This is a genomic window from Halococcus qingdaonensis, assembly GCF_024508235.1.
Taxonomy (GTDB): domain Archaea; phylum Halobacteriota; class Halobacteria; order Halobacteriales; family Halococcaceae; genus Halococcus; species Halococcus qingdaonensis.
In genome coordinates this window covers 1,826,508-1,848,138 of the sequence record NZ_CP101943.1, presented here as the reverse complement: position 1 = coordinate 1,848,138, position 21,631 = coordinate 1,826,508, and the positions used below count along the sequence as shown (strand labels likewise).

The 21,631-nt window shown below is 66.4% G+C and carries 28 protein-coding genes; 21 read left to right on the top strand and 7 right to left on the bottom strand.

Annotated features, from left to right (window positions below; all coding sequences use genetic code 11):
* Positions 1-2: 2 nt before the first annotated feature.
* From NO363_RS09540 to gvpA, 4 genes are read right to left on the bottom strand one after another with little or no spacing between them, the layout of a single operon-like run.
* Positions 3-890 (bottom strand): thiamine-phosphate synthase family protein, encoded by an 888-nt coding sequence (locus NO363_RS09540; protein WP_256684670.1) that lies wholly within the window; start codon positions 888-890, stop codon positions 3-5.
* Positions 887-1,546: a dCTP deaminase gene (dcd, locus tag NO363_RS09535; protein WP_256684668.1), complete on the bottom strand. Its 660-nt coding sequence runs from the start codon at positions 1,544-1,546 to the stop codon at positions 887-889. Before dcd ends, NO363_RS09540 begins: the two co-directional genes overlap by 4 nt.
* A gap of 48 nt (positions 1,547-1,594) precedes the next feature.
* Positions 1,595-2,155, bottom strand: coding sequence for a gas vesicle protein GvpO (locus NO363_RS09530; RefSeq protein ID WP_256684666.1), 561 nt, complete (start codon positions 2,153-2,155; stop codon positions 1,595-1,597).
* Positions 2,156-2,211: 56 nt separating this feature from the next.
* Complete coding sequence (gene gvpA, locus NO363_RS09525; protein ID WP_007739252.1) at positions 2,212-2,520, bottom strand: gas vesicle protein GvpA; 309 nt, start codon at positions 2,518-2,520, stop codon at positions 2,212-2,214.
* 177 nt (positions 2,521-2,697) lie between these two features.
* Here gvpA and NO363_RS09520 point away from each other — a divergent pair, with 177 nt between their 5' ends.
* From NO363_RS09520 to NO363_RS09430, 19 genes are all read left to right on the top strand, one after another.
* The gene (locus tag NO363_RS09520; RefSeq protein WP_256684663.1) at positions 2,698-3,327 is read left to right on the top strand and encodes a GvpL/GvpF family gas vesicle protein; all 630 of its coding nucleotides are present in this window, start codon (positions 2,698-2,700) and stop codon (positions 3,325-3,327) included.
* Position 3,328: 1 nt separating this feature from the next.
* Entirely contained in the window at positions 3,329-3,580 is a 252-nt protein-coding gene (gene gvpG / locus NO363_RS09515; protein WP_256684661.1) for a gas vesicle protein GvpG, read from the top strand.
* On the top strand, positions 3,577-4,053 hold the full coding sequence (gene gvpH, locus NO363_RS09510; protein WP_256684660.1) for a gas vesicle protein GvpH: 477 nt from the start codon (positions 3,577-3,579) through the stop codon (positions 4,051-4,053). The genes gvpG and gvpH overlap by 4 nt, the downstream gene beginning before the upstream one ends.
* Positions 4,046-5,026 carry a hypothetical protein gene (locus tag NO363_RS09505; protein ID WP_256684658.1) on the top strand — a complete coding sequence of 327 codons (981 nt, stop codon included), beginning with the start codon at positions 4,046-4,048 and terminating at the stop codon, positions 5,024-5,026. Before gvpH ends, NO363_RS09505 begins: the two co-directional genes overlap by 8 nt.
* Positions 5,019-5,546 (top strand): gas vesicle protein GvpJ, encoded by a 528-nt coding sequence (gene gvpJ / locus NO363_RS14120; RefSeq protein ID WP_306169483.1) that lies wholly within the window; start codon positions 5,019-5,021, stop codon positions 5,544-5,546. The genes NO363_RS09505 and gvpJ overlap by 8 nt, the downstream gene beginning before the upstream one ends.
* Positions 5,533-5,850, top strand: coding sequence for a gas vesicle protein GvpK (gene gvpK / locus NO363_RS09495; RefSeq protein WP_256684656.1), 318 nt, complete (start codon positions 5,533-5,535; stop codon positions 5,848-5,850). The genes gvpJ and gvpK overlap by 14 nt, the downstream gene beginning before the upstream one ends.
* Complete coding sequence (gene gvpL, locus NO363_RS09490; RefSeq protein ID WP_256684654.1) at positions 5,850-6,698, top strand: gas vesicle protein GvpL; 849 nt, start codon at positions 5,850-5,852, stop codon at positions 6,696-6,698. The genes gvpK and gvpL overlap by 1 nt, the downstream gene beginning before the upstream one ends.
* Positions 6,676-6,960, top strand: a complete 285-nt coding sequence (gene gvpM, locus NO363_RS09485; protein WP_256684652.1) for a gas vesicle protein GvpM — start codon at positions 6,676-6,678, stop codon at positions 6,958-6,960. Before gvpL ends, gvpM begins: the two co-directional genes overlap by 23 nt.
* A gap of 137 nt (positions 6,961-7,097) precedes the next feature.
* The gene (locus tag NO363_RS09480; RefSeq protein ID WP_256684651.1) at positions 7,098-7,508 is read left to right on the top strand and encodes a hypothetical protein; all 411 of its coding nucleotides are present in this window, start codon (positions 7,098-7,100) and stop codon (positions 7,506-7,508) included.
* A gap of 76 nt (positions 7,509-7,584) precedes the next feature.
* Complete coding sequence (gene pth2 / locus NO363_RS09475) at positions 7,585-7,923, top strand: peptidyl-tRNA hydrolase Pth2 (RefSeq protein WP_256684649.1); 339 nt, start codon at positions 7,585-7,587, stop codon at positions 7,921-7,923.
* Between the two features lie 230 nt (positions 7,924-8,153).
* On the top strand, positions 8,154-9,485 hold the full coding sequence (gene trkA, locus NO363_RS09470) for a Trk system potassium transporter TrkA (RefSeq protein ID WP_256684648.1): 1,332 nt from the start codon (positions 8,154-8,156) through the stop codon (positions 9,483-9,485).
* A gap of 43 nt (positions 9,486-9,528) precedes the next feature.
* On the top strand, positions 9,529-10,911 hold the full coding sequence (gene truD / locus NO363_RS09465; RefSeq protein ID WP_256684647.1) for a tRNA pseudouridine(13) synthase TruD: 1,383 nt from the start codon (positions 9,529-9,531) through the stop codon (positions 10,909-10,911).
* 38 nt (positions 10,912-10,949) lie between these two features.
* Positions 10,950-11,675 (top strand): DUF2103 domain-containing protein, encoded by a 726-nt coding sequence (locus NO363_RS09460; RefSeq protein WP_256684646.1) that lies wholly within the window; start codon positions 10,950-10,952, stop codon positions 11,673-11,675.
* 44 nt (positions 11,676-11,719) lie between these two features.
* On the top strand, positions 11,720-11,998 hold the full coding sequence (locus NO363_RS09455; RefSeq protein ID WP_004051413.1) for a 50S ribosomal protein L37ae: 279 nt from the start codon (positions 11,720-11,722) through the stop codon (positions 11,996-11,998).
* Complete coding sequence (locus tag NO363_RS09450) at positions 11,995-12,129, top strand: DNA-directed RNA polymerase subunit P (RefSeq protein ID WP_004051415.1); 135 nt, start codon at positions 11,995-11,997, stop codon at positions 12,127-12,129. The genes NO363_RS09455 and NO363_RS09450 overlap by 4 nt, the downstream gene beginning before the upstream one ends.
* A complete protein-coding gene (locus NO363_RS09445) occupies positions 12,129-12,443 on the top strand; it encodes a KEOPS complex subunit Pcc1 (RefSeq protein WP_256684644.1) in 315 nt (104 codons plus the stop codon). Before NO363_RS09450 ends, NO363_RS09445 begins: the two co-directional genes overlap by 1 nt.
* 58 nt (positions 12,444-12,501) lie before the next feature.
* The gene (locus tag NO363_RS09440; RefSeq protein ID WP_256684643.1) at positions 12,502-13,878 is read left to right on the top strand and encodes a TIGR00341 family protein; all 1,377 of its coding nucleotides are present in this window, start codon (positions 12,502-12,504) and stop codon (positions 13,876-13,878) included.
* A gap of 71 nt (positions 13,879-13,949) precedes the next feature.
* Positions 13,950-14,360 carry a prefoldin subunit beta gene (locus tag NO363_RS09435; RefSeq protein WP_256684641.1) on the top strand — a complete coding sequence of 137 codons (411 nt, stop codon included), beginning with the start codon at positions 13,950-13,952 and terminating at the stop codon, positions 14,358-14,360.
* Positions 14,361-14,597, top strand: coding sequence for a DUF3194 domain-containing protein (locus NO363_RS09430; protein ID WP_256684640.1), 237 nt, complete (start codon positions 14,361-14,363; stop codon positions 14,595-14,597). It abuts the gene before it with no gap.
* Between the two features lie 321 nt (positions 14,598-14,918).
* Here the strand turns inward: NO363_RS09430 and engB are convergent, their stop codons facing one another.
* Positions 14,919-15,536 (bottom strand): GTP-binding protein EngB, encoded by a 618-nt coding sequence (engB, locus tag NO363_RS09425; protein ID WP_256684638.1) that lies wholly within the window; start codon positions 15,534-15,536, stop codon positions 14,919-14,921.
* A 118-nt stretch (positions 15,537-15,654) separates the two neighbouring features.
* Here engB and NO363_RS09420 point away from each other — a divergent pair, with 118 nt between their 5' ends.
* Positions 15,655-16,980 (top strand): TIGR00341 family protein, encoded by a 1,326-nt coding sequence (locus NO363_RS09420; RefSeq protein WP_256684637.1) that lies wholly within the window; start codon positions 15,655-15,657, stop codon positions 16,978-16,980.
* A gap of 34 nt (positions 16,981-17,014) precedes the next feature.
* Here the strand turns inward: NO363_RS09420 and NO363_RS09415 are convergent, their stop codons facing one another.
* Positions 17,015-17,164 carry a hypothetical protein gene (locus NO363_RS09415; protein WP_256684636.1) on the bottom strand — a complete coding sequence of 50 codons (150 nt, stop codon included), beginning with the start codon at positions 17,162-17,164 and terminating at the stop codon, positions 17,015-17,017.
* 125 nt (positions 17,165-17,289) lie between these two features.
* Here NO363_RS09415 and NO363_RS09410 point away from each other — a divergent pair, with 125 nt between their 5' ends.
* Positions 17,290-18,282, top strand: coding sequence for a PrsW family intramembrane metalloprotease (locus NO363_RS09410; RefSeq protein ID WP_256684635.1), 993 nt, complete (start codon positions 17,290-17,292; stop codon positions 18,280-18,282).
* A 70-nt stretch (positions 18,283-18,352) separates the two neighbouring features.
* On the opposite strand, the gene uvrA is transcribed toward NO363_RS09410, so the two are convergent.
* Positions 18,353-21,292 carry an excinuclease ABC subunit UvrA gene (gene uvrA, locus NO363_RS09405; RefSeq protein WP_256684634.1) on the bottom strand — a complete coding sequence of 980 codons (2,940 nt, stop codon included), beginning with the start codon at positions 21,290-21,292 and terminating at the stop codon, positions 18,353-18,355.
* Positions 21,293-21,631: the final 339 nt, after the last annotated feature.

Genomic DNA, 21,631 nt, shown 5'->3' with positions numbered 1-21,631 from the left:
CGTCAGAGGAGCCCGCGGACGCGGGCGGCGGCGTCGGCGGCGCTCGGGGCGAGCAGGTAGACGTTGGCCTCGACGCCGAACCCGCCGGTATGGTAGAGCGCGTCGGCAGCGGCGGCGTCGACGGCGGCGATCGCATCGTCGGTGTCGCGTTCGCCGTCGAACTCCACCGTCGCGAGATCGAGCGATTCGAGTCGATCGACGAGATCGGCGTCGTAGGCGAGATTGAGCGCGGCGAGCGCGTCGTTGCCGTTGTCGCGCGCGGCGAGCAGGACGCCGGCGACGTGAGCCGAGACGCCGAATTCGGGGTCGCCCGGAACCGTCGTCCGCCCCTTGACGTCGAAGATGCGACCGGGAACGCCCGCCACGTCGTCGATGTCGGTGGCGTCGGGAACGCACTCGACGAGGTTCGAGCCGACGTTCGGGATCAGCCCGGCGAAACCGCTCGTGGCTTCGAGCGTGCCAATCCCGCGGCGCACGGACGAGCGGGCGCGCTCGGCCGCCCGGAGGCTGCTCTCCGGGTCGTGGACGTCGAAGCCGTCGTATTCATTGAGGCCGGGCATCGCCGCCGCGTGGAGCTCCGAGAGCAGGTCGTCGCGTTCGAGCTGGCGGATCAGGATCTCGCTCTCGACGAGCGCGCCGACGCTCGTCAGTTCGTCGTTGGCGAGCCCCTCGGCGAGATCCTCGGCGAGCCCGGCGACGCGCTCGTCGTCGAGCACGCGCTCGTTGCGCGCGACCTCGCCGTGGGCGTATTTCGACACCGCCGACTGGCTGATCCCGAGGATGTCGGCGACCTCGCTCTGGGTGAGATCGTGCTCGCGCAGGCGCTCAGCCAACAGCGAGCGGAACGTGGGCAGGAACTCGTCGACGACGATCTCCTCGATGAACCTCATCGCTCGTCCTCCATCTCGTTTGCCCGATCTGCCTCGCCCGATCGCCGGTCAGGGGTTTCATGATCGGGCCGCTGGCTGCCGCCGAACTCGTCGTCGCTGCCGATCTTCGAGGCCTGCGGGCCGACCTGGCCCTGATATTTCGAGCCGCGCTCGTCGCCGTAGGGCACTTCGGCGGCGTTTTTGAGCTCCGTGAAGATGACCTGTGAGATCCTCATCCCTGGTGTGAGCGCGACGGGCGCGGTGCCGAGATTCGAGAGTTCGAGGGTGACTTGGCCCTGATAGCCGGGATCGACGATGCCCGCCGTCGCGTGGATGACGATCGCGAGCCGCCCGAGCGACGACCGGCCCTCGACGCGTGCGATGAGATCGTCGGGCACTCCGACGTGCTCGACAGTCGTCCCGAGGACGAAATCACCAGGATGTAGAATGAACTCCCCGCCCTCGTCGACGACAGTCTCGGTGACGTATTCGTCGACTTCGTTTTCCGAATTGGGATGGATGCAGGGAATGTTCGTCCGCTGGAATTCGAGGAATTCGCGGCCGAGCCGGAGATCGACGCTCGCGGGCTGGATCTGGAGCTCGGGGTCGGCGAGCGGCTCGATGACGAGCTCGCCCGTGTCGAGCCGCCGCCGGATGTCCCCATCGGCGAGTATCATACCCGTTCGTACCGACGTGGCTCCTAAAGTCCTCTCCGTTTCCGGCCGTCAGCCGCCGGCGGGTGCTTCCTCGTCGCGTTTGGTGTCGCCGCGCCGGTAGCGCTCCAGCCGACGATAGCCGATGATGCGCCCCGAATCGTCGAGATCGAGCGCGTAGCGCCCCAGGATGTCCTGAGTGTCGGGCACCGAGCGCCGCTCGATGATCTCGGTCAGCGCGCGCCAGCCGTCGTCGGTACGCTCGATCTCGACGATGCCGTCGAGCGGCCGGCCGATGAGGTCGCTGGCGTTCTGCTGGACGTGATCGCGGATGTCGACGATGCCGACCGTGTCGCCGTCCTGCCCGCCTCCTGCGCTTTCGTCGCTTCCCTCGTTCTCGTCGTCTTCCTCGTCGCTTTCTTCGTCCTCGCCGCTCTCGCTTTCATCTCCGTCGCTGTCGCCTTCGTCGTCGACCGCGTCGAGGCGCTCGTCGATGGCTTCTTTCGCGCCAGTCCGGTCCTCGCCGTCGGTTTCGGCCTCGCGAAGCTCTTCGAGCGTCTCGCGGTCGTCGATGTCGTCGAGTTCGTCGCGCAGTTCGTCTATCGTGTGCTCGCCTGGATCGAGGTCGGCCATGATGTCCTACGTATTCGGCGTCGTGAATAAATTACCGCTCGGTGCCCCGGGCGCGACTACTGCTCGGCGTCCTCTTCGATGCGGACCTCCGGCTCGTCGGGCTCGGGCTGGGTCATCGGCGACGTGCCGAGGTCGAGGTCCTTGAGATCCTCCAGATCGCCCGATTCGGTCGCCATCTCCAACTTCGATATCTCCTTCGCGTAGTGGAGGAACGTGTCGACGGACGCGGCGACGATCCGTGCCTCGACGGTGAGGATCTCGATCCCGACGACGGACACCCGTGCCCAGACGTCGATGACGATCCCCTTGTCGAGGATCCGATCAAGCACTTCGGCCAGACTGTCGCTTGAGGGTCGTGCGCTCATCGTACCAGCACAACTCCGCCCGGTATAATATCCTTTGGGCCAGCAGGGGCAGGCAACCCGAGTGTGGGTTGGAGAGCGGGGCGGTCGGGGTGGGGGTGGCTGCATGTGCCGGCGACACGCCTATTAGCGCGACCGCCGAACCCGGGCCACGACGCGCAGTACGTCCATACTCAGATCATGAGCGATCATCTCTACGCCTACGGCGTCGTCGAGGACGCCGATTTCGAACTCGACGTCGACGGTGTCGCCGGAGCGACGCACGCATACACGGTGAGTCACGGGCCGCTCGCGGCCGTCGTGACCGATATCGACACGCTCGACCCCGAGCTCACCGACGAGAACGCCCGCGCGCACGACGACGTGCTCCAGGACGTGCTGCTCGATGCGGGCGGCCGAACCGTGGTCCCGATGCAGTTCGGTTCGGTGTTCAAGAACGCGCGCACGCTCAAGAACGTCCTCCGGGGCGGGCGACGCGCGTTCACGAAGTCGTTGCGCGAGATCGAGGGGCTGGCCGAGTTCGGCGTCAAACTCGTCGTCGACGAGGACGTGACGGTTGACGCCGACGAGATCCGCGAAGCGGCGAGTGAACGCTTCGCCGCAGCGAGCGTCCAGGAAGAGGAGAACGATCGCTTCAGCGACCGCCTCGTGATGAACCGCTCGTATCTCGTCGACCGTGACGAACGGGTCGCCTTCGACGAGGCGGTCGACGCCGTCACCGACGACTACGGCGACGTCCTCACGGTCCAGTACACCGGGCCGTGGCCGCCGTACAACTTCGTGGACATCGAGATCGGCACCCAACAGTAACATGTTCATCATCGACGATCTACTGCTCCGGCCGATCGTCGCGGTCGGCAACGTCATCCACTCGATGGCCGTCGAGGAGCTGTACGACGTCGAGTCGATCCGCGACGAGATCAAGGAAAACCGACTGCTGTTCGAGATCGGCGATCGCTCGGAAGAGGAGTACGAGCGTCGCCGCGAGGAACTGCGGACGCAACTGGACGTGGCGCGCGAGGCGCGCGAGACGCTCACGAACAAAGTGGAGGTCAAACAATGACAGACAAGAAGGACACCGGCGTCGTTCGGACGATCCTCTCGGGGCTGTTCGAGACCCTCGCCGAGATGGACGAGGACGACCGACGCCAGCGATCGAGAACCGGGAGCGCACGCAGCGGGCGGAAACGACTCGACTACGGTCTCAGCGTCGGCATCGGTCCGCAGTCCGGGATCGACGGGCGCGACGGAACCGAGGTCGGGGGCGACGAAAGCGCCGAGCCCATCTCGGGAACCGATCACGCTGCGACCGTCAGCCAGACCGAGGAAGGACAGGTCGTGACAATCGATCTGTCCGATGTCGATCCACACGAACTCTCAGCGGGCGTCGGCGGGAATGGACGGACGCTTCTGGTCGCCGACGACGAGGGCATCGTCGAGCGCGTCCCGCTCCCGCAGACGGGTCTCGTCGTCGCCGACGCGTCGTTCAACAACGGAGTTTTGGACGTGTGGCTGGAGGATGAACGGAATGAGTGACGATAGCGAACCGATGGCCGAAGCCGCCGAGAAGCTCGATTCGGCGCTCGAACACTCGCAGTCCGCCGCGGAGGGCGAGAACGGTGGCGACGGCAGTAACGGGGACGACGGCAGTGGCGAAGACGAGAGCGGTAGCGGGCTCGTCGACTCCGACACCGAGCTGGCGGCGCTGCTCGATCGCGCCGAGGGAGACATCGACTCGCTGCTCGGCGTGCTGAGCGGCGAGGAGAACTACGCCGATGCGAAGGACGACATCGACGACCTCGTCGATGTCATCGAGGAGACCGACGAGTTGCTCGACACCGTCGATCTCTCGGAACTCCCCGAGGCGGTCGAGCTGAGCGAGCTGCCAAGTGCCATCGAGGGCGAGGACGTGCCGGAGGCGATCGCGAACGCCGAGCCAAGGCGGGCGCTCGATCTCACACAGCTGGCGTCGCTCGTCGAGTTCAGCGAGCTCTGGGACGCCGTCGACGTGCGCGCGTTCATGCAGAACAAGGACGAACTCGAGGAGGCAGCCGACGACGTCACCGACGACGAGGACGAGGACGGTGACGGCGAGACCGGCGACGATTCCGGTCTCCTGGACTCGTTCGACACGCCCGATATGGAGGACGCGAGCAACGGCGAGGAGTCGATCCTCGACGACGGACAGGCCAAACAGCTCGCCATCCAGTCACAGCTCCGCGATGCCGTCGAGGAGTTCCGTGAGAGCGCCCTCGACGCGCGCGATCAGCTGAAGGAGGCGCGCGATACGGCCCAGGAGAAAGTCGAGGAGAAGACCGGCGGCGGGACGGGCCAGCCCTCCTCGCGGAACCCGACGGCCTACTCGACGATGGTCGCCGGCTGGAAGGCGGGCGGCTGGTCGTCGGCGAGTTTCTCGACCGTGCCGAAGCAGACACAGCATTCGAGCGCGCCCGGCCACTACCGCATCTACGGTCGGCGGTTCGACGAACGGGAGGGCAACGATGAGTAACAGCGGCGGGCCGACGCGCGAATCCGACAGCCTCGCCGACGTCGTCGAGATGCTGCTCGACAAGGGCGTCGTCATCAACGCCGACATCGTCGTCTCGATCGGCGACACCGAACTCCTCGGTGTGCAGCTCCGGGCGGCGATCGCCTCGTTCGAGACGGCCGCCGAGTACGGGCTCGAGTTCCCGGACGGCACCGACATGCGCCGCGTCGAGCAAGCATCGGACCGCAGCGAACTCGAGGACGACGATACCGTCACCGTCGAGAGCGGTGAGGACGACGCGGCGCTTGACGACGGCGAGGAGGCGGAGTCAGACACCGAGAGCCAGTCCGCACCGGAGCTCGGCGCGCGGCCGAACGCCGGCGCGCGTGCGGAATCGACGGCGGGAGACGGTGGCGACGAGGCCGACGGAAACGAAAGCAGTGGCGAGGACACCGACGAGGACGCCGACGGGGAATCCGAACCGTCGGAACAGGCGGAGGGATCCGATGCCACGGGGGAGGAGGCAGATGACGACGATTGACGTCGACGGTGACGAGGCGCGCGACGGGCTGATGACGCTCGTCGTCACGGTCGTCGAGCTGCTGGTCGACGCGATGGAGCGCGAGGCCATCCGACGAATGGAATCGGGCGAACTCACCGACGAGGAGATCGAGCGCCTCGGCTCGCAACTCGCCGCGCTCGAAGAGGAGATCGAGGGGATCAAGCAGGACGAAGGCATCGAGAAACCGGTTGACGATCTCCGTGGCGATCTCGACGGCCTGGTCCGCGATCTCGTCGAGCGTGCCGACAAGCCGCAGCGCGACGACAGAGGAGTGATCGAATAATGGCCGACGATACCGACACCGAGGGCGAGACCGAGACCGAGTTCCAGGAAGGGCGCTATCTCTACTGTGCGGTCGCCGTCGACGACGAGGCCGACCCGGACACCGAGGGTGTCGACGACGAGCCCGTCAGACTGCTCGCGGTCGACGACATCGGCGTCGTACTCCACGACTGCGAGTCGCTGTACGACACTGCCGACATGGACGAACTCCGCAAGTGGGTGCTCCAGCATCAGAACGTCGTCGATGCGGCGGGCGAGGCGTTCGGCACGCCGATCCCGTTCCAGTTCGACACCGTTCTCACGGGCGACGACGACCGCGTACGCGAGTGGGTCGCCGAGGAGCGCGGGACACTCGCCAACTACCTCGACCAGCTCGCGGGCCACTGGGAGTACCGCGTCGAACTCCGGCGCGAGGAGGCGGCACTGCGCGAGGACCTCGTCGCGAGCGACGACCGACTCGCCGAACTCGACGAGGAGATCGAGGCGGCGGGCTCGGGCACGGCGTTCATGCTCGAAAAGCAGTACGACCAGCGACTTCGCGAACTGCGCCGCGAGCGCCGCACCGACCGCGCGGCGACGCTGCGCGACCGACTCGACGAGTTCGCGCGCGATGTGAACGAACTCGGCGAGCGGACGACGCTCGATGACGAGGAGGGCGACAACGACGGCATGGAGACCCAGGCGAGGTTCACCGTGCTCGCGACCGAGGACAACGAGGAGGGGATGGGTGAGATGCTCGACGAGGTTGCGGCCGAAACGGGCGTCGAGGTCCGGTTCACCGGGCCGTGGCCGCCGTACTCGTTCGTGCCGGCCATCGGGGGTGAGGATGGAACCGAAACGGGCGGATGACGACGTCATCGTCGATCTGATCGACGTCATCCTCCGAGACGGGGCGGTCATCGAGGCCGACGCGATCATTAGCGTCGCCGACATCCCGCTCGTCGGGCTGAAACTCCGGGCGGCGCTCGCCGGCATGGCGACGATGACCGAGTACGGCATCTTCGAGGAGTGGGATCGAGCGCACCGCCAGCGCGCGCTTGACGACAGCGACGGCGACGATAGCGACGACCTGGCGAGCAGTTCGACCGACCGCCGTATCCCGAAGGAGTAACCATGGCCCGCAACTGCAAGCATCGGGATTATTGTCGACGGCCGAGCGTCTTTTCAGCACGAGCGACGCGGAGGATCTGATCATGGACACCGAAACAGCACGAACGACGACGCGGCGGATCGGGGAGGAACACTGAAATGGGTATCGTCAGCACCATACTGCGCTTCGTCGGTGGGTTCGTCGGCCAGCGCCTCGGCAGTTCGCTCGGCAGCCGACTCGAAGGGGCGGTGCTCGCGGGCGGGAAGGCGGACGAGTCCGATGACGAGGAGGAAACCGAACCCGAAGACGGGACGGACGACGATGGAGACGAGACGAGCGACGAGGAAAGCGAGGAAGCGGCGGAGTCCGACGACGAATCCGAGAGCGCCGACGACGAATCGGCAGGCCCGCCGGTCATCGAGCAGGTGACTGCCGCGCTCGACTCGATCGGCGACGATTCGGAGGAGTCGAACAGCGGACTCGGCGATCTCGATGCCCTCTCCGACGAAGAACTCGAAGAGTTGGCCGGAACGCTCGTTGACGAACTCAACCAGCGGAGCGAGCAGTAGGGCGGGCGGCCCGCGAGCGGACCCCGCTGCCACGGCGAGTAGTCAGTCATATACCGATACCGCCCCGCAGGCAGGCATGAAACAGGCCATCGTCGCGCGGACCGACATCGGGATGGGAACGGGAAAACTCGCCGCACAGGTCGCCCACGCCTCGCTGTCGGCCTACGAGGACACCGGCTCGCGCGCGCGAACCGAGTGGAAGGGATCGGGACAGAAGAAAGTCGTTCTCAAGGGTGACGGCGAGCGAACGCTGTTCTCCCTCGCCGATCGTGCCGAACGCGAAGGTCTCCCCCACGCCATCATCCGCGACGCGGGCCACACGCAGCTCGATCCCGGCACGGTGACGGCGCTCGCGGTCGGCCCCGGCTCCGAGGAAACCGTCGACCAAATTACCGGCGATCTATCGCTGTACTAAAACCCACTACCGCCCCGCACAGCCCACATACCTCCCCAGCCGATTCACTCACTCCCTTCGGTCGCTCACTCATCCCTCGCGCGCTCTCCGGCCTTCGGCCGGATTCACCGCGCGCCACCGCCTCCGCTTCGGTTTTGTCCGGCGATTTCTACCGGGGGCTATCGGTTCTCGGACGACCACAACGCACTTACTGACACCCGTCGGAACGCCGGCATGAGGAGGATTCGCCGATGCGGGTAGTCATCGTCGGGGCGGGCGACGTCGGCACGTACATCGCCGAGGATCTCGCCGAGAGCCACGAGATCGCGGTCGTCGACACGGACGGCGAGCGCGTCGCCGAACTCGAATCCACGCTCGGCGTGACGGCCATCGAGGGCGACGGACGCTCGCTCGACGCGTTGGAAGCGGCGGGCATCGACGAGGCCGAGATCGTCATCGCCAGCACGGACGACGACGCGGTCAACGTCATGGTCTGTGGCGCGGTCAGGAACAGCACGGACGCCTACACGATCGCGCGGGCGAAGTCGGCCGATCTCTACGAAACCTGGCAGGAATTCGACGACGCGCTCGGTATCGACCTGCTGCTGCCGGTCGATCGACTGACCGCCGCGGCGCTCGTCCGGACGGTCGCGCTGCCCGGCGCGCTCGCGGTCAGCACGTTCGTCGACGGCGAGGTCGAGATGGCGGAGTTCGAGCTCGACGCCGACGCCGATCTCGTCGGCAAGAGCGTCGCCGAGGCCGACGAGTTCCCCTCGCTGACGTTCGCCGGCGTGATCCGCGACGGCACGGTCCGGATCCCGAGCGGCGAGACGGTCTTCGAGGCGGACGACCGGGTCGTGGTCATCGGCAGTCCCTCCAGCGTCAGGCGGTTCGCACGACGGCTCACACCGGGCGCGTCGCTCGATCCGGACGACGACGTGGTGATCGTCGGCGGCGGTACGGTCGGCACGCGGATCGCCGAACTGCTCGAACAGGGTGGTTACACACCCCGACTGGTCGAACACGACCCCGGGCGCGTCGACGCACTCGAATCACAACTGACGGAGACGACTGTCATCGAGGGCGACGTGACGACCGCTGGCTTCCTCACCGAGGTGAGCATCGACGAGGCGGACCTCCTCGTCGGGACGCTCGACGACGAGACGAACTACGTGCTGGCACTGCTCGCGAAGAACGTCGGTGCTGGCCACACCGCCGCCGTCGTGAACGACTCGGAGTACGTCGACCTGTTCGAGGCGGCCGGCGTCGACGTGACCGTCGAGCCGCGGGCAGTCGTCGCAAACGAAACGACGCGTGCGACGCAGGACTACGCCGACGAGGCCGCAACGCTCGAACGCGACAGTGCCGAAGTGCTCGAAATCACCGTCGATAGCGAGAGCGTTCTCGCCGGTGAGTCCATCGTCGACGTGGCACACGACCTGCCCGACGGGTTCGTCGTCGGTGCGGTCGTCCGCGATGGTTCGCTCAAGACGCCCCGCGGCGGCACCGTCGTCCAGGTCGGCGATCGCGTCGTGGCGTTCGTCGACACGGACGCGCTGGACGAGGTCGCGACGGCGCTGTGAACGGCAGCCCCGATCCCAATTGGACGGCTAGCGGGAGACGGTGATGCGCGAGGCCCATCCGAGTGAACGGGCGGTCGGCATCGACCACTACGTCAGCGACGGCGACGGTACGGGCGGAAAGTTCCGCACGCGCCCGGCGGACTTCCGGGTGCGCGAACTCGAAACGGGTGAGTTCGAACCGCTCGACGCCGATCCGGACGCCTATCCCCATCTCGTCTTCCGGGTGACGCTCGAGAACTGGGACACGAACGATTTCGCGAGCGCGCTCTCGGATAAACTCGGAATGAGCCGCGAGCGGATCGACTGGGCGGGGACGAAGGACAAGCGCGCCGTCAGCACCCAACTGTTCTCCGTGCGTGCTGGAAGCGACGTGCTCGACGACATCGATCTCCATGGTGCGACGATCGATCCGATCGGGCGCGCCGGACGGGGGTTGCGCTTCGGCGATCTCGCTGGCAACGCCTTCGAGATCGTCGTCCGCGAGGCCGACACCGAATCCGTCGCGCCGATAACGAAATCACTCCAGGCGTTCGCCGGTAACGAGGACGAAAACGCGGGCGACGCAAACGGTGAAAGCGGTACGACGGTGGGTGTGCCGAACTACTTCGGCCAGCAGCGGTTCGGTTCCTATCGACCGGTGACACACGAGGTCGGACTGGCGGTCGTCCGCGGCGACTGGCGGGAGGCGGTGCTCGCCTACGTCGGTCGTCCACACGAGTCGGAGCCGGACGCGACCCGCGAGGCGCGCGCGTTCGTCGATCGCGAGGCCGCGGCGGCGGGGACGGCGGACTGGGCGGCGGCGCTCGATCGCTATCCGCGGCAGTTGGGCTTCGAGCGCTCGATGCTCCACCGGCTGGTCGAGAACGGTGGCGAGAGCTCGGACGACTTCCGCGCGGCGCTCGAAACCGTCCCGTCGAACCTCCAGCGGCTGTTCGTCAATGCCGCTCAGTCCTCCTTATTCAACCGAATCCTCTCCGCACGCCTCGATCGAGGACTGCCGTTCGATCGGGCGGTCGCGGGCGATGTCGTCTGTTTCGCCGATAGCGAGGCTCCCGATGGACTTGCCCTGCCCGATCCCGACCGGAGCCAGCGAGTCGGGGAAAATCGGGTCGAGACGGTCAATCGACACACCGCACGTGGACGGGCGTTCGTCACCGCGCCGCTGGTCGGCACCGAAACGGAGCTCGCAAACGGCGAACCGGGTGACATCGAGCGTGCGATTCTCGACGAGGAAGGGATCGACCCGTCGATGTTCGACCTCCCCGGGGAATTTCACTCGACTGGCACCCGACGGGCGATACTGCTCACGACCGAGCTGTCGATCGAGGACGACCCGCTCACGTTCGCCTTCCGGTTGCCGAAAGGATCGTACGCGACCGTGCTCCTTCGCGAATACCTGATGTCCGATCCCGTCGAGCTGGGCTGAATCGACCGGCTTATCCGCCGGCACGCTCGAATCGGGGCATGGAGTGTCGGCGGTGTGGATCGCGCCTCGATCGGGCCGGCGATTTCTGTCTCGTCTGTCGCCATCCGAACGTCGACACCGTTGTCTGCGAACTGGGTCGCGAGCGCGCGAGCGTCACAGGATTGTTCGAGGGCGAGCGCGTCGGAACGTGGACGGTGACGACGGTTCAGGAGGAAGGAGAAGACGAGAAGCGTGAGCGCCGGAACTTCGCGGGGAGGGTCGCCGACGAGATCCATCGCAAACGACCCGAAGAAGTGTACGCGACCGGCGAGCGCGACGTACTCGGGACGCTTCGCGGGCAGCTCCACTACGATCTCCGTCGGGTCGCGGATCCAGGCGAGGACGCCGTCGAGACGGTGCTCGCCAGAAGCGAGGAGTCGCCGCTCGCGGTCGTCGAGACGCCGCCGCGGGAGAAACTCGGCGGCAGTCACTCGACGCTCGTCGGTGGGCGCGCAGGCCGCGAGATCGTGGCGATCGCGACCGATCACCCGCACGTGAAGAAGGTGATCCCGGGGCCGATCGAGTCCGGTGGGCGGGGCTCCCGGACGGGTGTGCGGGCGAAGGCGACCCGCGCGGACGGACGAGGCAACGTCAGATTGCTGGTGCGCGACGGATCGAGCGTTCAGGAGGTGCGGGTCGTGACGACCGCTGCCGATCGCGGGCAGGGCGAGCGCGTCCGCGAGGACCTCAATCGTGCGCTCGACGAGGAGGGGTTTCGGGAGTAACAACACGAAGGGTTTTACTCGCCCGCTGGCATAGCAGGCGTACTATGGGTAATCAAGAGGTCGGTAGCGCCGGACGGTTCGGTGCACGCTACGGCCGTGTCGCCCGCCGACGCGTCGCCGAGATCGAGGCCGACATGCAGGACGACCACACCTGCCCCGAATGCGACGAGCCGGACGTCGACCGGACGGACACGGGCATCTGGGAATGTGGCAACTGCGGGCACACCTTCGCTGGCGGTGCGTACCAGCCTGAGACGCCCGGCGGGCGCACCGTCGAGCGCTCGATCCGGGCGGCGCTCGCCGAGGACGGCGACGAACAGTGAGTTACAAGTGCTCGCGGTGTAAGCGCGACGTCGAACTCGACGAGTACGGCGGCGTGCGCTGTCCGTACTGTGGCCACCGCGTGCTGCTCAAGGAGCGCAGCCGCGACGTCAAAGAGATCGACGTCGAGTAGTGCGCCACGAGAGTTCCTTCGCGCTCGAATACGAGACCGAAAGCGCCGCGGCCGCCGTCGAGCGCAGCCTCCGACCCGAGATCGGCGATATCGAAGGCGATCGCACGACGGCGACGCTATCGCGCGACGGAGCCACAGTCGGGATCGATATCGCGGCGGCCGATCTCGTCGCGCTGCGGGCGGGCCAGAACACCTGGCTCTCGCTGGCCGGCGTGGCCGAGCGGGTGCTGACTGCCGGAGCGGACTCGATCGACGAGGAAGATGCGGCCAACGAGCCGGATACGCCCGATAGCCCGGATACTGCCGACGGGTAGCGCCTCACGCGGGTTTCGAATGGCGGGCGTTTATCACTCAGTGCGCTGAGGTGGGTGTATGCGATTCGTCAAGTTGTCCGTCCCCGCGGCGAAGCACCAGGCGATCCTCGGGATCCTCGACGACGAGGGGATCGACTACGCGATCACCGACGCCGGCGGCGAGCGCTACGCGGCGGTGGCGTCGTTCCCGCTCGCCCAGGACGACGTCGAGGGACTACTCGATCGCCTCCGCGATCAGGGTCTCAGCGAGAACGCCTGGACGGTCGTGCTCGACGCACAGACAGTCGTCTCGGACCGGTTCGACGCTGAGGAGGACGCTGACGAGGACGGATCCGAGCGGCGCGGGCGGATCGCGCGTGACGAACTGCAGGCGGCGGCCGCCGATCTCGCGCCCGATCGCAGCGAGCGCTGGTCGTACGTGGCGATGACGGTCGTCAGCGCCGCCGTCGCCGTCGTCGGACTGCTCCAGAATTCGGCGGCCGTCGTCGTCGGCTCGATGGTCATCGCGCCGCTGATCGGGCCGGCGATGGCCGCCGCTACGGGGACGGTCGTCGACGACCGCGAGCTGACGACCCGTGGCGTCGCGCTGCAGGTGCTCGGACTCGCGCTCGCGGTGGCGAGCGCGGCGGTCTTCGCCGCGGCCATGCGGTTCGTCGGACTGGTGCCGCCGGGGACCGACATCGCCACGATTCCGGAGGTCCAGAGCCGTCTCACACCGGATTTCCTCTCGCTGATGGTGGCGCTCGGGGCGGGCATTGCCGGGGCAATCAGCCTCGCGACGGGGGCCGGCGCGGCGCTGGTCGGCGTGATGATCGCGGTCGCGCTCATCCCGCCGGCTGCGACGGTCGGGCTCGGCATCGCGTGGGGGCAGCCGTTCTTGAGCCTCGGTGCCGGGGTGTTGGTGCTCGTGAACGTGCTCTCGATCAATCTCGCCGCGCTGATCGTCCTCTGGGTCGTCGGCTACCGTCCGCAGGACGCGCTCGAACTCGATCTGGTGCGCGAACGGATCCGCAAACGTATCGGCGTGCTCGTGCTTGCACTCGTCGTGCTCTCGGTCTTTCTCGGTGGCGTCACCTATCTCACCTATCAGTCGGCGCAGTTCGACCAGCAGGTCGAGACCGAGATTGAGGGCATGGTCGACGAACAGCCCTACGCGAATCTCGAACTGCTCGACACGTCGGCCGGACCGAGCGAGACGGCGATCGCTTTCGACGAGGCCGGGCTCGCCGCCGGCGGGCCGATCAACGTCTCGGTGACGCTCGATCGACCGGCGGGCACCACCCAGCCCCGGTTCGCCACAGCGCTCGATCGTCGTCTCAGCCGGACCACCGGGCGTAACGTGACTGTCGAGGCGCGCTTTGTCGATGCTGCCCGGACCGATGCGATCCGATCGCCGGCGAACGCGATGGGACGAACCCCGCTCGCGTCGGTCTGATGTGGGTTCGGTGATCGGCGGACTCGGGAGAGAAACGGGGGTTTTTCCCTGCGGACACCAAGAACGCGGGTATGCAGGGAAATCTTCCGCCGGAAGCCCAAGAGAAAATCGAGGAGCTTCAGGACCTCCAGGACAGCGCCCAGCAGGTCGCTGCCCAGAAGCAGCAGGCCGAGAGTCAGCTCACCGACTCGCAGACCGCGCTCGACGAGCTCGACGAGATCGACACGGAGACGACGATGTACCGTGAGGTCGGCGAGCTCCTGATCGAGACCGAGTACGACGAGGCCAAAGACGACCTCGAGGACAAGGTGTCGAGCCTCGAAGTGCGTGTCGAGACGCTCGAAAAACAGGAGAGCCGCGTCCAGGAGCAGTTCGAGGAACTCCAGAGCGAGCTGCAGGAGATGCTGAGCGGCGGTGGCGGTCCCGGCGGTGCCGGCGGCCCGGGCGGTATGGGACCGGGCGGCCCGAGTGCCGGCGGGTAGATGCCGACCGACGAGGAAGTCGTCGAAACGGCGAGCGAGGCGGCCGAAGGCCTCGTTTTCTCGCGCTACAAGAGTTCCGAGATCGAGGATCTCGACGTCACCGTGCGCTTCGAGGACGGCGTGCTCGATCTCGACGTTTATCTGAACGCGCCGGCAGACCCCGATCCGGAGATCGTCGCCGACGAGGCCGTGCTGGCGGCCGAATCGGCCGTCGATGATCTGTTTGCCGACGAATAGTGGCTGCGGTGGCGGCCGCTGTGCGGCGGTGCGGTATGCGGTTGCTGTCCTTGGCGGATGAAGGGCGAGGCTACGAGCGAAGCGAGTAGCCGAGGGCTTCGGCGGTGCGGTGGAGACGGGCGATGTCCGCGCGAGTGAAACGAGCGCGGTTCACTGCTCGCGCGGTTTGCGAGCAGGAGTTTTTGGTGCAGATTTTTGCAAGCCGAGCGGGACCGAAGGTCCCGCTGGCCGTGCGAACGGGCGGCTTCGCCGCCCGTGAGCAGACGGGGGTGCGCGACCGAGCACCGCGAGGGAGCGCACCCTCCGCAGTAAAAAGGTGCGTCAGAAGAATTTGAACAGGTCGTCGCGGTTTTGCTCGTGGAGGTGGGTGCGAACGGCGTCGGTCAGCGGGCCGATCGAGCCACGTTTGGCACTGATGGGGGCGACGGTGTCCTGCCACTGCTGCCACGGTGAGGGGAGACCGAGGCGGTCGCAGAGTGCGTCGAGGCGCTCGTCGCGGTCGTCGACCTTGTCCATCTTGTTGACCGCGACCACGGTGGGGATGTCGATGTCGGCGAGGAAGCCGAACAGTTCGACGTCGTGAGGGATTTCGTCGCGGTCGGTGTGGCGGTCGATGATGTCGACGGCGCTGTTGGCGTCGATGACGAGAACGCCGACGAGGATCTTCTCGCTGTTCGTTTCGAGATAGCGGACGATGTCGGTTTTGATCGCCTCGCGGCGCTCCTCCTCGACGCCGGACATGAAGCCGAATCCCGGCAGGTCGGTGAGAACGAAGTCCTCGGCCACCCAGTCGTAGTGGCCCGGAGAGCGGGTCACGCCCGGTTTCTTGCCGGTCTCGAAATCGTGGCCGGTGAGCTCCCGGAGGATGGTCGATTTCCCTACGTTCGAGCGACCACAGAAGACGACTTCCGCGTCCCGGTCGGGACGTCCATCGAACATGGATGCCCTCTCGGGCGAACGGATTTATACTGCCCGACGGGAGCCTTGACCCGATCGTGGACGGTGCCATTCGATGGCCGACCATGGGGTATTTGACCGCTGACCGAGACCGTCGGATGTGCGACTCGTTCAGGTGACGATCCCGGCGGGCAAGCGCGAGACGGTGCTCTCGGAGCTCGATGACGAGGGGATCGACTACGTGCTGACCGAGGAGACGAGCGGCCGGGAGTTCACGGGCGTCGTCTCGTTCCCGCTGCCGACGAGCGCCGTCGAGCCGGTGCTCGATCGCCTGCGCGAGACCGGCATCGACGAGGACGCCTACACGATCGTCGTCGATGCCGAGACCGTCGTTTCGCGTCGCTTCGAACAGTTGGAAGAACGGTACGACGAAGACGAGGAGACCGACAAACGCATCGCTCGCGAGGAGATCCACAGCCGTGCCCAGGAGCTCGCGCCGGATTTCTGGCCGTATCTCGTCATGACGGTCGTGAGCGCGGTCGTCGCCACCGCCGGGCTCCTCCTTGACGACGCGGCGGTCGTCGTCGGCTCGATGGTCATCGCTCCGTTGATCGGGCCAGCGATGGCGACCTCCGTGGGAACGGTCGTCGACGATCAGGGGATGTTCCGTCGTGGGGTGAAGCTCCAGGCGCTCGGTCTCGCCGTCGCGGTCGTCGCCGCGACGCTGTTCGCTGCCCTCATGCGCGTGACGAACACGGTGCCACCGGGCACCGACGTATTCATGATCGGACAGATCAACATCCGACTCGCGCCCGACTTTCTGGCCTTGGTGGTGGCGCTCGGAGCCGGCGTCGCCGGCGGGGTGAGCCTCGCGACCGGCGTCTCGGCGACGCTGGTCGGCGTGATGATCGCCGCCGCGCTCGTTCCACCCCTCGGAGTCATCGGTATCGCGATCGCGTGGGGCCGGCCGGCACCGGTGTTCAGTGCGTCGGTGCTCGTGCTCGTAAACACGCTCTCGATCAACCTCACGGCGCTCATTGTTCTGTGGTATATGGGCTATCGGCCCGATCACTGGTTTCGCGAGGACGACGCTCGGTTGGCGACGCGACAGCGCGTCGTCGCGCTCGCCGCCGCCATCCTCGTGCTGTCGGCGTTTCTCGGCGTCGTCACTTACGACTCCTACCGGACGGCGTCGTTCGAGCAGGAGGTTCGTGGCGACGTCGACGCGCTGCTCGATCAGCCCGAGTACGATCGGCTCACGCTGCTCGACGTGCGCTTTCGGTACGACGACCCCGTCCCGCCGCGCCAGCCGACACGCGTCACCGTCGTTGTCGGCCGACCAGGGGGCGGTAACGATCCGAACATCGCCCGGCCGCTCGAACGCCGCATCGACGAGGCGCTCGGCGATCTCGCGCTGCCCGAACCGCTCGGTTCGCCGAACGATGTCGAAGTACGCGTTCGCTACGTCGAGATGGAGACCGCGTAACCGTGACTCCCCGTTCGATCGCGTGACTACCCGACTAGTCGTCCGCGACGGCGTTGGCGTGATTCGTTCCGTCCGAATCCGCCGTCATCGCCGATGCATTCTCACTGGGTCGCTCGTCCGCTCGTTCCTCGTCGTCGGTCGGCGGTGCTGTGTACAGCAGTCCGCGCGTCGTGCTGCGTGCCATGCCGTGACCGTCGTTCGTGGGAACCTATCAAGCTATGCCTAACCCAGGTAATGGTGTATAATTACATATTAATACCTGTCTTCGGGAGGGGACAACGGTTAGGTCCCGGCGGTCGAGAGTCGGGTATGGCGCGCAGTCAGGACCCGATCCAGTCCCGCGACGACGGGTCCCGCGACCGCTACGACGTCACGACGTGGGAGGTGCGGACGCCGCTCGACAGGGTGGCGAGCTGGCTCTACTGGGTGCTGGACGTGGTCGCGCGCTGGGTGCTGGTGCTGCTCGCGTTTGGGATCCTCGTGGCGATCGTCGTGACCAGCGACCTGCCACGCATCCTCGATCCCGTCGTGAGCGCGTTCACGGTGCTGTCGCTCGTGCCGGCGCTCGCGCTCGTCGCCTACGTCTGGTGGACCGACAGCACGACCGCCGAACCGCTCTCCTTGCTCGCGGTGACGTTCGCCCTCGGCGTGCTCTTCGCGAGCTTCGCCGCGATCATCAACGGGTTCGGCAGCGTTCTCCAACTCGTCCCGATCGTCGGTCCGGTCTGGTTTTTCTACCTCGTCGTCGGTCCGATCGAGGAGACGATGAAGTGGCTCGCCGTCCGGATCTACGCCTACCGCAGCCCGCGATTCGACGCGGTCATCGACGGGGCCGTCTACGGCGCGGTCGCAGGACTTGGCTTCGCCACCATCGAGAACGCGATCTACATCACCGACGCGGTGGCCAACCCCGTCATCGGCAACGTTTTGGGCGCTGGTGGCGGCGTCACGCCCGCACGGGCGATCGCCGGCCCCGGCCACGTCATCTACTCCGCCTTCTCGGGCTACTATCTCGGCCTGGCGAAGTTCAACCGCGATCGTGCCGGCCCGATCATCGTCAAGGGGCTCCTGATCGCGGCGCTCATCCACGCGTCCTACAACACGCTCACGTTCATCCCTGCCGCCGCGGCCTTCGTGCTCGGTATCCCGAACTTCGTCACCCTCCTGGCGTTTGTTGTCGTCTACGACAGCTTCTTCGGCTACTTCCTCTATCGAAAGCTCGCACGCTACCGGCGGCAGTACCGCGCCACCCGTCAGGACGGGGCGCTCGTCCCCGTCGAACGCACCGAGTTCGAGGAGTGACCGCCGGAGATCACGCACCCTGTATTTTGTCATCCAACAACTGTGGTGTGATCGGCGGCGACGCGCCGCGTCAGTCGTCGTCGGCGGCGACGCGCCGGTCGGTCCGGGGTCCCTCCAGTTCGATCTTCGGGAGGAGATCTCGGAGATAGCGCCCCGTGTGCGACTCCTCGATGCCGGCAACCGCTTCGGGCGTGTCGGCCGCGACGATCTCGCCGCCGTTCTCGCCGCCCTCGGGACCGAGGTCGACGACGTGGTCGGCGTTCTTCACGAGATCGAGTTCGTGTTCGACGACCACGACGGTGTTGCCGTCGTCGACGAGGCGCTGGAGCACCGAGATGAGTTTGCGTTCGTCGGCCGAGTGGAGCCCGGTGGTGGGCTCGTCGAGCAGGTAGAGTGTCTCACCGGTCTGTTTCTTGCCCAGTTCCTCGGCGAGTTTGACGCGCTGGGCCTCCCCGCCCGAGAGGGTGGTCGATGGCTGGCCGAGTCGCATGTAATCGAGTCCGACATCGCGGAGGAGTTGGAGACGGCGCTTCAGTCGGGTGTCCGCCTCGAAGAACTCGTAGGCCTCCTCGATGCTCATGTCGAGCACGTCGGCGATCGTCTCGCCCTTGTAGGTGACGTCGAGGGTTTCGTCGTTGTAGCGCGCTCCGCCACATTCCTCACAGGGGACGTGGACGTCCGAGAGGAAGTTCATCTCGATCTTCACCGTTCCCTGCCCGCCACAGGCCTCACAGCGCCCGCCCTTCACGTTGAACGAGAAGCGCCCCTTCTCGTAGCCACGCTGTTTGGCGAGCTTCGTTTCGGCAAAGAGCTCCCGAACGTGATCGAAGACACCCGTGTAGGTCGCGGGATTCGATCGCGGTGTGCGACCGATCGGCGACTGATCGATCAGCCGCACGGTCTCGATTCCCTCGTGCTCGATGACGTCGTGCTCGCCGGGGTCGACAGTTCTATTGTCGTTCATCTCGCGGACCAGTCCCTTGTAGAGTACGTCGTGCATCAGGGTGGATTTGCCCGAGCCCGACACACCTGTTATGGCGGTGAAACAGCCCAGCGGGATCGACACGTCGAGGTCCTTGAGGTTGTGCTGGCGCGCGCCCTGGATCGTGAGTTCGCCGTCCGGTTCGCGTCGCGTCTCGGGAACCGGGATCCGTTTCCGGCCGCTGAGATACGCGCCGGTGATCGACCCCTCGCTACGTTCGATCTCGTCAACCGTGCCCTGCGCGACGACTTCGCCGCCGCGCTTGCCGGGGCCGGGCCCCATGTCGATGACCTCGTCGGCGCGACGCATCGTCGCCTCGTCGTGTTCGACGACGAGGAGGGTGTTGCCGAGATCGCGCAGCTCTTCGAGCGTGTTCAGCAGTCGGTCGTTGTCGCGCTGGTGGAGCCCGATCGAGGGCTCGTCGAGCACGTAGAGCACGCCGACGAGACCGGAGCCGATCTGCGTGGCGAGCCGGATGCGCTGGCTCTCGCCACCCGAAAGCGTCGCGGCTTGTCGGTCGAGCGTCAGATATTCGAGACCGACTTCGCACATGAAGCCGAGCCGGGCGCGGATCTCCTTCAGGATCTCCTCGGCGATCGTCAGATCGCGTTCGCTCATCTCCGCCTCCATCCCCTCGAAATGCGCGAGCGCATCACCGATCGACATCCGGTTGACGGCGGTGATGGACGTGTCGTCGACGAGCACTGCGCGGCTCTCGGGCTTCAGGCGCGTCCCATCACAGGCCGGACAGGTGGTGACGGCCATGAACTTCTCGATGTGATCACGCGTGCTCTGACTCTCGGTCTCGACGTGGCGACGTTCGAGGTTCGGGATGACGCCCTCGAAGCGCTTCTCCTTGCGTCGCGTCCCGTTTTTCGTCCGGCGCTCGAAGACGACCTGCTCGCTCGTTCCGTAGAGAAACGCCTCCTGGACACCGTCGTCGAGTTCCTCGAACGGCGTATCGAGCGAGACGTCGAAGTGGGCCGCCACGGCATCGAGTCGGGTCTGGTAGTACGATCGCGAGTAGCTCCACGGCTCGAACACCTCGAGGAGCGGTTTTCCGGTGTCCTGGACGACGAGCTCCTCGTCGACTTCCTTCGTCTCGCCGATCCCCTCACACTCCGGGCAGGCTCCGTGCGGGCTGTTGAACGAGAACGAGCGGGTCTCGATCTCGGAGATGTCGATGCCGCAGTGGGTGCACGCGAGCGCCTCGGAGAATTCGACGACCGCCCGGTCGCTCTCCTCGCCAGCCAAATCGCCCGTCGCGCGCGCAGTCGCGCCGCCGAGATCGGCATCGGCGGGCGGATCGGGAAGGATCAGTTTGAGCACGCCGTCGGCCTCCTCCAATGCCGTCTCGACGCTGTCGGTGATACGCGAGCGGGCGTCGTCGGCGATCTTCACGCGATCGACCACCACGTCGACGGTGTGGTCGTAGTTCTCGTCGAGCTCGGGGCGATCGGTCGCGAGATCGAACTCCTCGCCGTCGACCTCGACGCGCGAGTAGCCCTCGCTCACGAGATCGTCGAACAGCTCCTCGAAGGCCCCCTTCTGGTCGCGCACCACGGGTGCGGCGATCTTCGCTCTCGTTCCTTCGGGGAGTTCCAGGATCCGGCGCACCATCTGCTGGGCGGACTGCTCGCCCACCTCGCGCCCGCACTCGGGACAGTGGGGCGTGCCGACGCGCGCGTAGAGCAGTCTGAGGTAGTCGTGGAGCTCCGTGACCGTTCCCACAGTGGAACGAGGGTTGTTGGCAGCATTTTTCTGATCGATCGAGATCGCCGGCGAGAGTCCCTCGACGGTCTCGACCTGTGGCTTGTCCATCTGGCCGAGGAAGTTCCTGGCGTAGGCGGACAGGCTCTCGATGTAGCGGCGCTGGCCCTCGGCGTAGATCGTCTCGAAGGCCAGCGAGGATTTCCCCGATCCCGACAACCCTGTGACGACGGTGAACGCCTCGCGCGGAACGGTGACGTCGAGGTCCTTCAAATTGTGTTCTTCGGCTCCACGGACCTCGATCTCGTCCTTACTCATTGATGCCTAGTCGGGAGCGCGGGCCGTGAAACCCTGTCGATTCCCCACTTTTTACACGGAGTCCTCGCTCGCGCCTCCGGCGCTCGCTCGAACCCCGTGCAAAAACCTGGACTAAAAAGAGCCGTTCACTCGCTTCGCTCGCTCACGGTGAACCGCGCTCACTGCGCTCGCGCGGACATCGACCTTTCCGCAACCGCACCGCCTCCGCTGAAGCCCTCGCATCCCTTCGGGATGCTCGCCCTTCATCCACCAGGAACACGCTGACCGCACGGCCACGATGGCCGCGCCGCCACCGCGGCCGCGACCGCGATTGCGGCGACCAGCATTGATAAAAGCCGG